At 73.6% G+C, this 11,688-nt stretch carries 12 protein-coding genes; 7 read left to right on the top strand and 5 right to left on the bottom strand.

Annotation, left to right across the window (positions count from 1 at the left end):
• Window positions 1–403: PfkB family carbohydrate kinase (locus tag HLB15_RS19465; protein WP_249360387.1), on the top strand; the 403-nt coding region annotated here is incomplete at its 5' end.
• On the opposite strand, the gene HLB15_RS19460 is transcribed toward HLB15_RS19465, so the two are convergent.
• Window positions 400–1,206 (bottom strand): DeoR/GlpR family DNA-binding transcription regulator, encoded by an 807-nt coding sequence (locus tag HLB15_RS19460; RefSeq protein WP_171107753.1) that lies wholly within the window; start codon window positions 1,204–1,206, stop codon window positions 400–402. The two genes, HLB15_RS19465 and HLB15_RS19460, sit on opposite strands and share 4 nt — an antisense overlap.
• A 99-nt stretch (window positions 1,207–1,305) precedes the next feature.
• Between HLB15_RS19460 and HLB15_RS19455 the strand changes: the two genes are divergently transcribed.
• Both HLB15_RS19455 and HLB15_RS19450 read left to right on the top strand, forming a co-directional pair.
• Window positions 1,306–2,622: an alpha-glucosidase/alpha-galactosidase gene (locus HLB15_RS19455; protein WP_171107751.1), complete on the top strand. Its 1,317-nt coding sequence runs from the start codon at window positions 1,306–1,308 to the stop codon at window positions 2,620–2,622.
• Complete coding sequence (locus tag HLB15_RS19450; protein WP_171107749.1) at window positions 2,619–3,452, top strand: class II fructose-bisphosphate aldolase; 834 nt, start codon at window positions 2,619–2,621, stop codon at window positions 3,450–3,452. The genes HLB15_RS19455 and HLB15_RS19450 overlap by 4 nt, the downstream gene beginning before the upstream one ends.
• A gap of 21 nt (window positions 3,453–3,473) precedes the next feature.
• On the opposite strand, the gene HLB15_RS19445 is transcribed toward HLB15_RS19450, so the two are convergent.
• A complete protein-coding gene (locus HLB15_RS19445; RefSeq protein ID WP_171107747.1) occupies window positions 3,474–4,973 on the bottom strand; it encodes a DUF4832 domain-containing protein in 1,500 nt (499 codons plus the stop codon).
• Between the two features lie 139 nt (window positions 4,974–5,112).
• Between HLB15_RS19445 and HLB15_RS19440 the strand changes: the two genes are divergently transcribed.
• The 4 genes from HLB15_RS19440 to HLB15_RS19425 all read left to right on the top strand — a co-directional run bounded on the left by HLB15_RS19440 (window position 5,113) and on the right by HLB15_RS19425 (window position 9,883).
• A complete protein-coding gene (locus tag HLB15_RS19440; RefSeq protein ID WP_171107745.1) occupies window positions 5,113–6,006 on the top strand; it encodes a carbohydrate ABC transporter permease in 894 nt (297 codons plus the stop codon).
• Complete coding sequence (locus HLB15_RS19435) at window positions 6,003–6,884, top strand: carbohydrate ABC transporter permease (protein WP_171107743.1); 882 nt, start codon at window positions 6,003–6,005, stop codon at window positions 6,882–6,884. The genes HLB15_RS19440 and HLB15_RS19435 overlap by 4 nt, the downstream gene beginning before the upstream one ends.
• Window positions 6,885–6,931: 47 nt before the next feature.
• Window positions 6,932–8,272 carry an ABC transporter substrate-binding protein gene (locus tag HLB15_RS19430; protein WP_171107741.1) on the top strand — a complete coding sequence of 447 codons (1,341 nt, stop codon included), beginning with the start codon at window positions 6,932–6,934 and terminating at the stop codon, window positions 8,270–8,272.
• Window positions 8,273–8,347: 75 nt separating this feature from the next.
• Complete coding sequence (locus HLB15_RS19425; RefSeq protein ID WP_171107739.1) at window positions 8,348–9,883, top strand: glycoside hydrolase family 36 protein; 1,536 nt, start codon at window positions 8,348–8,350, stop codon at window positions 9,881–9,883.
• Here the strand turns inward: HLB15_RS19425 and HLB15_RS19420 are convergent.
• From HLB15_RS19420 to HLB15_RS23835, 3 genes are all read right to left on the bottom strand, one after another.
• Window positions 9,871–11,052, bottom strand: coding sequence for an ROK family transcriptional regulator (locus HLB15_RS19420; protein WP_212760118.1), 1,182 nt, complete (start codon window positions 11,050–11,052; stop codon window positions 9,871–9,873). The genes HLB15_RS19425 and HLB15_RS19420 overlap by 13 nt on opposite strands.
• 78 nt (window positions 11,053–11,130) lie before the next feature.
• On the bottom strand, window positions 11,131–11,352 hold the full coding sequence (locus tag HLB15_RS19415) for an EF-hand domain-containing protein (protein ID WP_171107736.1): 222 nt from the start codon (window positions 11,350–11,352) through the stop codon (window positions 11,131–11,133).
• A 6-nt stretch (window positions 11,353–11,358) separates the two neighbouring features.
• On the bottom strand, window positions 11,359–11,688 hold a 330-nt coding region (locus tag HLB15_RS23835), incomplete at its 5' end, for a hypothetical protein (protein ID WP_212760117.1).

Raw genomic sequence — 11,688 nt, 5'->3', positions numbered from 1 at the left:
GGCGGGCGGCCCCGGCGCGGCGCCCGACCTCGTCAAGGTCAACCGCGCGGAGGCCGGGGTGCTGGTCGGCGGCGACGCGCCCGTGCCCGACCTGCTCGCCGCCGTGCGCGAGCGGACCGGGGGGCTCGTCGTGATCACCGACGGCGCCGACGGCGCCTGGGGCACCGACGGCGACCGGGTGCTGCGCACCACGCTCGACGGGCACACCGGGGGCTTCCCCGTGGGCAGCGGGGACTCGTTCCTCGGCGGGCTGCTCGTCGCGCTCGACCGCGGCGACGACCTCGCCGCGGCGCTCGCGCTGGCCACGGCGACGGGCACGGCGAACGCCCAGGTGCCCGGCGCCGCGGTGCTCGACGCGGACCTGGCCCGCCGGCTGGCGGGCCGGGTGACGGTCTCCGGCTAGTCGGGCACCACCTGGACGTCCACGCCCGCCGCCGCGATCGCGGCCAGCGCGTCCGGGTCGGCCGACGAGTCGGTGACCAGCACGTCGACCTCCTCGAGGTCGGCGACCTTCGCCAGCGTCACGCGGCCCACCTTCGAGCCATCAGCCACGACCACCACGTGCTCGGCGTGCGCCAGCATGGCGTGGTTGGTGCGCGCCTCGGTCTCGTCGTGGGTCGTGGCGCCGCCGCGCACGCTGATGCCGTCGGTGCCCAGGAACGCGGTGCCGACGTTGATCGCGTTGAACGTGTTCTCCGCCAGCGCCCCGACGGCCTCGAACGAGCTGGACCGGACGAACCCGCCGGTCATGATGACCTTGAGGTTGCTGCGCGACGCGAGCTCGGTCGCGGTGGTCAGCGCGTTGGTGACGATCGCGAGGTCGGGCCGCGTGGACAGCGCGCGGGCCACGGCAGCCGCCGTCGTGCCCCCGCTGATGGCGACCGAGTAGCGGCCGGGGGGCAGCAGGGAGGCCGCGTGCTCCGCGATGCGCGACTTCGCGTCGCGGAACCGGTTGTCGCGCAGGAGCACGGGCACCTCGGTGGTGGGGTCGAGCGCGCGGACGCCGCCGTGCGTGCGCACGAGCAGGCCCTGGTCCTCCATGGCGGCCAGGTCGCGCCGCATCGTCGCGGACGAGACGCCGAGCTCGCGCACCAGGTCGGTGAGCCGGGTGGTGCCGTGGGCGTTGACGTAGGTCAGGACCCGCATCATGCGCTCGGTGCGCTTGTGCGAGATGGCGCGGGGGCCGGGCTCCACGGTGGTCGCCATGCCGATCCCTTCTCGAATCGCTCAGTCTGATTGATCGTTTTCCGGGAAATCTGATCGCATTCTTGCACACCTCGCGCGGGCCCACGGATGATCGTCGGCATGGTCAGCATCGCGTTCATCGGCGCAGGCAGCGTCGTCTTCACCCGGCAGCTCGTCGCCGACGTCCTGCGCTATCCAGAGCTCGCGGACGCACGCCTCGTGCTCCACGACATCGACCCCGAGCGGCTGGAGGTCGCCGAGGCGACGGCCCGCCAGGTGGACCGGCAGCTCGGCGGGCGGGCGACCGTCGTCGCGACGGCCGACCGCCGTGCGGCGCTGGACGGCGCGGACTTCGTGATCAACATGATCCAGGTGGGCGGCGTGCCCGCCACGGAGCGCGACCTCGAGATCCCGGCCCGGTACGGCCTGCGCCAGACCATCGGCGACACGACCGGCGTGGGCGGCATCTTCCGCGCGCTGCGCACCTTCCCGGTGCTCGAGGCGCTCGCCGCCGACATGCGGGAGCTGTGCCCCGACGCGTGGCTGCTCAACTACACCAACCCGATGGCCATGAACGTGTGGTGGCTGTCCGTGGTCGCACCGGAGCTCAAGGTCGCGGGCCTGTGCCACAGCGTCTACTGGACGGCGCACGACCTCGCCGAGCTCGTGGGCGTGCCGGTCGAGGAGACCCGCTACCGCGCCGCCGGCGTCAACCACCAGGCGTGGCTGCTGGAGTGGGAGCACGAGGGCCGCGACCTGTACCCGCTGCTGCGTGAGCGCATCGCGGCCGACCCGGAGCTCGAGCGCCGCGTGCGCGTCGAGATCTTCCGGCGCATCGGCTACTACCCGACCGAGACGAGCGAGCACTCCTCGGAGTACCTGTCCTGGTTCCTGCGCTCGGACGAGCAGATCGAGCGGTACCGGCTTCAGCCGCTGGAGTACGTCGGCATCAGCCACGAGAACCTCGCCGAGCTCGAGCGCGCCCGGCAGACGCTGGCCGCGGGCGGCGACCTCGAGCTCGAGGAGGGGGCGAGCGAGTACGCGCCGCAGATCATCCACTCGCTGGTCACCGGCACGCGCCGCGAGATCCACGTCAACGTGCCCAACCGCGGGCTGATCGACAACCTGGGCCAGGACGCCGTCGTCGAGGTGCCCGCCGTCGTGGACGGGGACGGGCTCTCGCCCGTCGCGATGGGCGCGCTCCCGGTCCAGTGCGCCGCCGTGAACCAGGCCTACGTCTCCGTCGGCCGGCTCACGGTCGAGGCCGCCCGCACGGGCGACCCGCTGCTCGTGCGCCAGGCCGCGCTCATGGACCCGAACACGGCGTCGACCCTGACCCCCGAGCAGGTCTGGGCGCTGTGCGACGAGCTCACGGCCGCGCACGGCGACCTGCTGCCCGAGGCGCTGCGCGCCCCCGTGCCGGCGGGCGTCCTGTGACCCTCGCGCGCACCGGGGACCTCGTCGGCGGGCCCGGCGCCGTCCTCGCCTTCAACGTCATCACGCTGGAGCACGCCGAGGGCATCGCCGACGGGCTCTCGGCAGCGGGCGTGGGCGGCATCCTCCAGGTCAGCGAGAACGCCGTGCGCTTCCACGGCGGCCGGATGGCGGCGCTGGTCGCGGCCTGCCGCGAGGTGGCGGCGGCGGCCGACGTGCCGGTCTCGGTGCACCTGGACCACGTCCAGGACCTCGCGCTGGCCCGCGACGTGGTCGCGGAGGCAGGGCGCCTGGGCATCTCGTCCCTCATGGTCGACGCCGCGCACCTGTCCTACGAGGACAACGTCGCCACGACGGCGGAGCTCGCCACCGCCGGGCACGCGCAGGGCCTGTGGGTCGAGGCCGAGCTCGGCGAGATCGGTGGCAAGGACGGTGCGCACGCACCCGGCGTGCGCACCGATCCCGACGAGGCCGCGTCGTTCGTCGCGGGCACGGGCGTGGACGGGCTCGCGGTCGCCGTGGGCAGCTCGCACGCCATGACGACGGCGACCGCCCGGCTCGACCACGACCTCATCGCGCGGCTCGCCGAGCGCCTTCCGGTGCCCCTCGTGCTGCACGGGTCCTCCGGCGTGCCGGTCGACGGGCTGCGCGCCGCCGTGGCGGCGGGCATCCGCAAGATCAACGTCGGTACGGCGCTCAACGTGGGCTACACGGCGCAGGTGCGCCGGTACCTCGCGGGGGACGAGAAGGTCACGGACCCCCGCAAGTACCTCGCGGGGGCCCGTGACGCGGTGCGGGACACGGTCAGGGAGCTGGCGGGCGCGCTCGCCTGACGGGAGGTCCCGGAGCCCGGCTCAGGGGAGCGTCGCCAGCGTCAGGTAGCCGTCCTGGTCCTGGTCCTGGGTCGTGTTCGCGAACCGGAGCGGGGCGCCCCCCGGCATGACGTTCGGCACGTGGAACGCCACCGTGCCGCCCGCGAGGTCCTGCCCCGTGAGCGTGGCCTGCACGGTGCGGCTCTGGCCGGGCTGGATCGACGGCAGCTCCGGGTCGACGGCGGTGCGGGCGAGCACCGTGCCGTCGTCGTCCAGGACGACCAGCTCGCCCGCCCAGTCGCCGTAGAACGGCGCGACGCCGCGGTTGGCGAGCGTGACCGACACGGTCGCCGTGCCGCCCTGCCGGGTCGCGGTCGCCTGCGTCGCGGTGAGGTCGTAGCCGAGTGCGGCGGCCGCGGCGACGGCGCGGGGGCGGTCGTCGGCGTCGTAGCCCGTCGCCCACGCCTGGTGGTTGATGATCCACGTGGCGTGCGACGCCGTCGTGGCGCCGGGCACGTCGTAGTCGCGGCCGTCGGCGATCTCCTGCGCGGCGTCGGGGCAGTCGAGCGGCTGCGAGAAGATGCAGGCCTGCAGCGGGGGGTAGAGCTCGCCGCCGATCGGCACGGTGCGCCACGCCTCGTCCATGCCCGCTGCCTGCACCTGGGACAGGAAGTGCCAGTCCGTGGTGGGCAGGGTCGCGTAGGCGAACGAGTCGTCGTGCAGCCCGAACCCGTGCTCGGCCACCGGTCCGGTGGGGTAGCGCGCCTGGAGCCAGGTCTCGTCGACGGCGTCGTCCCACGCGTCCCAGATGACCTCGCGCGTGGCCTGCGACGGCATCCAGTCGATGCCCTCGGGGTTGCTCGGCTCGACGAGGCCGTTCATGGGGTAGGTGTGGTCCTCGCCCCAGAACCCGACCAGCCCCGCGGTGAGGTAGGCGATCCGCGGGTCGCCGTCGTAGCGGTCGCCGAGGGCGGCGATGAAGTCGGTGATCAGGTCGACGACCCGCGGGTCGTCGTAGTCGGGGGAGAAGCTGATCCCGTCGTTGTCCCAGAAGTCGTAGCGCCGCTCCTGGCTGATGCCGCCCGGGCCGAGCAGGTGGTCGGGCACGCCCGTGGGCCGGCCGGGGTAGTCGAGGTAGAACCGCAGGACCGACTGGTGGCCGCGCGCGGCGATGCTGTCGAGGTAGGCCTCCACGCGCGTCCAGTCGTAGGTGTCCTCGCCGGTCACGACGGCGTTCACCGGCAGGTAGAACCACTCGAGGGTGTGCGGGAAGTCGGGGTCGGCGACGTCCGGCGTGGCTCCCGGCTCGGGGGCGAACGGCAGGAAGCCCTTGAGCGGGTTCTCGGCCAGGGCCGCGGTCGGTTCGAGGGTCACGGACGTGGTGAGCGGCCGGGGGCCGTGGTGGCCGGGCCGGTCGGGGTGGTGCCCCGGGTGCGCGGACGCAGCGACGGCGCCGCCGAGGGCGACGGCGAGCGCCAGGGCGCCCGCGAGCAGGGGTGGTGCCGTGCGTGCTGACAGGCGTGCTGACAGGCGTGCGGACATCGACAGTCCTCTCTGACTGCTGGGCGGGAACCCCTCCATGACAGCAGGGGGTGAGCAGGTTATGCAAGAGGGTTGACAGAACTATGTCACACTGCTTGCCTAACCCCGGGCCCGATGCGGCCCGGAAAGAAGGTTCTCGATGCCGAGAGAGATGCCGAGAGTGATCCGGCGCCGGTCCGACGTCTGGACCGCCGCCCTCCTGCTGGGGCCCGCGCTGGCCGGGTTCGCCGTCTTCTACGTGTCCCCGACCCTGCGTGGCGCCTATTACGCGACCACCGACTTCACGCTGCTCAACGAGCCCGCGTTCGTGGGCGCCGACAACTTCCGGGCGCTGCTCGCCGACGAGCAGGTCTGGACCTCGCTGCGGATCACCGCGGTGTTCGCCGTCGCCAACCTCGTGCTCATGCTGGTGCTCGCGCTCGGGCTCGCCGCCCTCATGCAGCGGCTGCGGCTGCGCACCTGGGTGCGCTCGCTGCTGCTCCTGCCGTGGCTCGTGCCGAACGTCGCGATCGCGCTCATCTGGGGCTGGCTGCTCGACGCCAACGTCGGCTACCTGAAGAACCTTCTCGACGCCGTGGGCATCACGGGCGTGACGTTCTTCAACCCGGACGCGGCGCTGTGGATCGTCGTCGTCATCTCCGTCTGGTCCGGCCTGGGGTACACGGCCCTGCTGCTGTACGCCGGGATGCTCCAGGTGCCCGCGGAGCTCTACGAGGCCGGCGCGCTCGACGGCGCCGGCGAGACCCGGATGTTCTTCCGGCTGACGCTGCCGCTGATCCGGCCCGTGCTCGCCCTGGTGCTCGTGGTCTCGCTCATCGGGTCGTTCCAGGTGTTCGACCTGGTGCAGGTCGGCTACGGCAACAACCCGATCCCCGAGGTGCGCGTCATCTACTACTACATCTACCAACAGGCGTTCTCTTTCTACAAGATGGGCTACGCCTCGGCCGTGGCCGTCCTGCTCGTCGTCCTGCTCGGCGCGCTGACGTACGTGCAGCTGCGCCTCATGCGGGCCGACCGGTCGGACCTCGCATGAGCCGCCCCGTCCGCCCCGGCCGCGTCGTCGCCTGGCTGGCCGTCGGCGTCGCCGTCCTGGTGACCGTCTTCCCGTTCTACTGGATGGTGCGCACCGCCCTCACCCCGGCGGGCGCCCTCGTCCAGGACGCGACGCTCCTGTGGCCGAGCGACCCCACGCTGATCAACTTCCGGCGCGTGCTCGGTCTGACCACCGTCGAGGAGGCGGTCGCGGCGGGCGGCACCGGCGCCGCGATCGACTTCGTCCGGTACACCGCCAACTCGCTGCTCTACGCCGGGTCCGTCGCCGTGGTCCAGACGCTGTCGTGCGCCGCGGCCGCCTATGCCTTCGCCCGGCTGCGGTTCCCCGGGCGGGACGCGCTGTTCGGCGTCGTGCTCGCGGGCCTCATGGTGCCCGGCATCTTCACGCTGCTGCCGAACTTCGCGCTGCTGCGCGAGGCCGGTCTGCTCAACACCATGGTGGGCCTCGTCGCCCCGGCGATCCTGACCAGCCCCTTCACCATCTTCTTCCTGCGCCAGTTCTTCCTGTCCCTGCCGCGCGAGGTGGAGGAGGCCGCGATGCTCGACGGCGTCGGCAGCCTCGGCCGGTTCTGGCGCATCGCCCTGCCGATGAGCCGCGGGCCGCTCGCCACGATGGCGCTCATCACCCTCGTCGGCATGTGGAAGGACTACCTGTGGCCGCTGGTCGCCGGGAACTCCGAGGCCACCCGCGTGCTCACCGTCGCGCTCGGCGTCTTCCAGCAGCAGTCGCCCAACACCGCGCCCGACTGGACCGGCCTCATGGCCGGCTCGACCTTGTCGGTGCTGCCCGTGCTCGTCCTGCTCGTGCTCCTCGGGCGCCAGCTCGTGGAGTCCCTCAACTTCTCCGGCGGCAAGTAGCCGCCTCGACGAAAGGACCGACCATGCCCCGAACCATGCCCCGAACCATGCCCAGGAGGACCACGGCGCTCGCCGCGCTCGCCGCCGCGTCGGCGCTGACGCTCGGCGCGTGCTCCACGGGTGGCGACGACGCCGCCGGCGGGCCCGTGACGATCGACTACTGGCTCTGGGACGACACCCAGCTGCCGCTCTACCAGCAGTGCGCCGACGACTTCCACGCCGCGAACCCCGACGTCACCGTGCAGATCACGCAGACCGGCTGGGCCCAGTACTGGCAGAACCTGAGCACCCAGATCACCGCGGGCACCGCGCCCGACGTGTTCACCAACCAGATCTCGTACTACCTGCAGTTCGTGCAGAACAACCAGCTCCTCGACCTCACCGACCGCGTGGCGGCCTCCGACGTCGACCTCGAGGCGTTCAAGCCCGGCCTCGCCGACCGGTGGGTGCTCGACGGCAAGCGGTACGGCCTGCCGAAGGACTGGGACACCGTCGCCCTGCTCTACGACGCCCAGGCGGCCGAGGACGCCGGCTTCGACGCCGACGAGCTCGCCGCCCTCACGTGGAACCCCGACGACGGCGGCACGTTCGGCGAGCTCGTGCGCGCGCTGTCGCTCGACGGCTCGGGCCGCACGGGCCTCGACCCCGACTACGACAAGGACGACGTCGTCCGCTACGGCTACTACCCCGAGTGGGCCGACGGCGCCGTGGGGCAGAACGGCTGGGGGAACTTCGCGCACTCGGCGGGCTTCACGTTCAGCGACGACGAAGGCGTGCCGACCACGTTCAACTTCGAGTCCGAGCCGCTCGTCGAGACGGCGGCCTGGCTCCAGGGGCTCATCGAGGACGGGTACGCCCCGCCGTTCGACGAGCAGTCGACGCTCGGCACCGAGGCCGTCATGACCAGCGGCACCGCGGCCACCACCGTCACCGGCTCGTGGACGGCGTCCGCCTACCTCGGCGAGGACGCGCCGGTCGAGTTCGCGTTCGCGCCCGTGCCCGAGGGGCCGCAGGGCCGCACCGCCGCGACCAACGGCCTCGCCGACTCGGTGTGGGCGGGCACCGAGCACCCCGACGAGGCGTTCGCCTGGGTCGAGTACCTCGCCTCGCCCGCGTGCCAGGACGTCGTCGGCGAGGCAGGGCTCGTGTTCCCCGCGCTGCCCTCCGGCACCGACGCGGCGCTCGCGGCACGCGAGGAGCAGGGCTACGACTCGTCGGCGTTCGTCGGCGTGGCGGACGCGGGGGAGACGTTCCCGGTCCCCGCGTTCAACAACGCCGCCGAGGTGAACACCATCGTCCAGGACGCGATGCAGGCGATCGCCCAGGGCGCCGACCCCGCGCAGCGGCTCGCCGAGGCGGACGCGGCGGTCGAGGCGCTGTTCGAGTGACCCGTCCCGAGTGAACCGCCCCCAGCGAACCCCCCGACCCGTCCCGACCCCGCACCGACCCCGAGGAGCACCTGCATGACCGCAGCGACCCTGCCCACCGTCCCGATGCGCCTGGAGGGCACGGTGCTCGCGACCCGGCCGGGCCGGGCGGCCTCGCCCGCCCGGCCGGGGGTGGCCGAGACCTGGCTCGACGCCTCGCGCGTGTCCGTGCTGCACGGGCTCACCACGGGCGACGTCTACCGCAACGGGCAGAACTCCTGGTCGCCCACCGGCTGGCGGCCGCTCGACGGGCCGCCGCTGCGGGTCGCGGACCCGCGCCGCCGGCAGACCGCCGACGACACCCGCTGGGACGACCCGCTGCGGCACCACTCGTCGTGGCTGCTGGCGGTGACGGGGAGCGGGCCCGGCGGCCCGGAGAGCACGACCACCTACCTCCTGGGCTGCCTCGAGGGTGACACGCCCCGGCTGCACGCCGACCGCGATGTGCTCGCCGCCTGGACCGAGACGGGGCGGCGCGCGACCTGGGTGCTGCTCGAGGGCGGCGAGGAGGACGTGTTCGCGCGCTACCGGGACCTGCTCGCCGAGCGGTACGGCGTGCTCGAGGCCGACCCGGGCGCCGTCTGGTCGTCGTGGTACTCGCTGTACGAGACGGTCTCCCGGGCCGACCTCGACGCGATCGTGCCCCGGCTGCCCGGTCTGGGCTTCGACACCGTGCAGCTCGACGACGGCTGGGAGGAGCTCGTCGGGGACTGGACGCCCAACGCGAAGTTCGCCGCCGGGATGGCGGACGTCGCGTCGCTGATCGCCGACCACGGCATGCGCCCAGGTCTGTGGGTGGCGCCGTTCATCGCGCTGCCCGGGTCGCGGCTCGCGCGGCGCAACCCGCAGCTCCTCCTGCGCGACGCCGACGGCGTGCCGGTGCGCGCGGGCTCCAACTGGGGCAGCCACTACCACGCGCTCGACCTCACGCGGCCCGACGCCGTCCAGCACGTCGTCGAGACCGTCTCGCGCATCGTGCACGAGTGGGGCTTCACCTACCTCAAGCTCGACTTCGTCAACGCGGGCGCCGTCGCGGGGGCGCGCGCGCAGGACGTCGACCGCGAGGCCGCCTACCGGGCCGGGCTGCAGGCGATCCGCGACGCCGTCGGCCCCGACGTGTACCTGCTGGGGTCCGGCGCGCCCGTCTTCCCGTCGCTGGGCGTCCTCAACGCGGTGCGCACGGGGCCCGACGTCGCGCCGATGTGGGACAACTACGCGAGCGACGACCCGTCCGACGCCATGGCGCGCAACGCGCTCGTCAACGGCGTCAACCGGCTCTGGATGCGCGGGCTGGTCGGGCTCGACCCCGACGTCGTCTACTTCCGCCGCCGGCGCAACCTGCTGAGCGACGAGCAGATGCAGTGGCTGCGCGACTGCGCGGTGCTCTCGGCGTTCCGCGCCGTCTCCGACCCGCCGGACTGGATCGAGCCGGGCGACCTGCCCGCGCTGCGCGCGTTCCTCACCACGACGCCGGAGACCGAGCGGCTCGGCCGCTACGCGTACCGGGTGGGGGAGCGGGTCGTCGACTTCGGCCCGGCGGTCGACGGCGGGGCGGCGCTCTACCCGCTCTGAGCCCGCTCCGCGCCCTGCCCCGCCACCGGCCGGCGGGCCGGCCGCACGCCGTCGGTGAAGAACCGGCGCTCCACGTCGCCCATGGCCAGCCGCACGGCGCCACGGGCGACGTGGTCCCCGCCGAGCGAGGACACCAGCACCCGGGGCATGCGCACCACGCTCTTGCTGAGCATCGCGCTGAACTCGGCGCCCCACAGGTCCGCCCACGGCGTGCTGCCGCCGCCGAGCACCACGACCTCCGGGTCGAGCGTGAGCACCACGGCGGCGGCGCCCGTGGCCAGGTCCCGCGCGTACTGCCACACGCGCTCGCGCGCGTCGGCGTCGCCCTGCCGCGCGCGCCGGAACGTCCACGCCGCGCGCTCGCTCTCCGGCAGCTCCGCCGGCAGGCCGGGGTGGCTCTGCAGCCCGTCGAGGGCCCTGAGCCAGCGGACGGCGGGCAGCGCGCCGATCTCGCCCGCCGCGCCGCCGTGCCCGCGCACGATCCGGCCGTTGACCAGCGCCGCCGCGCCGGTGCGCAGGCCGGCGAGGATGTAGACGACGTCGCGCGCCCCACGCACCACGCCCCACTCGTGCTCGGCGAGGAGGGCGACCTTCACGTCGTTCTCGACCTGCACCGGGCACGTGAACCGGCGCCCCAGGTGGCCCACGAGATCGACCTCCGCCCAGCTCGGCAGCGGGCTGACCATCGACGTGCGGCCGTGCGCGTCGACGGGGCCGGTGACGGCGGCGGCGACGGACCAGACGGCGTCGGGGGTCACGTCCGCGGCAGCGAGCACCACCTCGACCACGACGTCGAGCCGCGCGAGGCGCTCGGCGGGCGGCGCGGCCGGCTCGAGCGCGAGCTCGTGGCCCGCGAGCACGGTGCCCGCCAGGTCGGTCAGCACGGCGCTGACGCGGTGCACGCCGATGTCGATGCCGAGCAGGCGGCCGGTCTCGGCGTGGAACCGGAAGCGCTGCGGCGGGCGGCCGCCCTGCCCGTTCGGCACCGGCTCGACGGCGACGACCCAGCCCAGGTCGGTCAGCTCGGAGACCAGGGAGTTGATGCTCGGCCGGGAGAGGCCGGTGGCGCGCACGAGCTCCGTCGTCGTCGACCCCGAGCCCGCGCGGACCTCGCGGAAGGTGCGCACGAGGTTGAGGTCACGGACCTGGGGCTGCTCGCGCTTCGTCACGTGGGCCATCTTCTCCTGCCGGGCGGGCGGCGGCCCAACCGGGTCGCCGTCCGCGCGTCGCTCTCCCGGGCCCGCGGGTCAGGCGTACCAGGCCTCGGTGAACTCGGCGAGGTCGATGCGGCCGTCCTTGTCGTGGTCGGCCTTGCCGAAGATCTGCTCCAGGTCCTTGTCGCTGGTCTCCTCGCCGCGGGAGGCCATGGCCTGGCGGAACTCCTCGGCGGTGATACGGCCGTCGCCGTCGCCGTCGAACTCGACGAACGTCCGGGTCAGCTCGTCGTCGGCAGTCGTGTCGGCACCCATGGGGTCTTACCTCCGCTTCGGGGAACAGGTCGCGCACATGCAACCACAGATCGGGAGCGGCGTGCCCCGAATGTCGGGGTCCGATGTCCGGTACGGTGCGGCGTGCCACCCGTCGTCGTCGGAGGTCCGGATGAGGTTGTACGCGGCAGCGCCCGCGCGGTGCGCGCGCCAGGTGCTCGGTGACCTGCTGCTGCTCGCCTGGGTCGCCGGCTGGGCCTCCAGGGCGGAGACGAGCTCGGCGTAACCCTGCGTCTGGTCGGCGGGGGCGTAGGGGTGGATGTCCGCGAAGCCGGGCCAGGAGATGGCCTCCATCTCGGCGGTCGCGTTGAGCTTCAT

This window comes from Promicromonospora citrea, from assembly GCF_013004695.1.
GTDB classification, from domain to species: domain Bacteria; phylum Actinomycetota; class Actinomycetes; order Actinomycetales; family Cellulomonadaceae; genus Promicromonospora; species Promicromonospora citrea.
The sequence above is the reverse complement of the archived record's forward strand: the minus strand, read 5'-3'. Positions and strand labels throughout refer to the sequence as shown.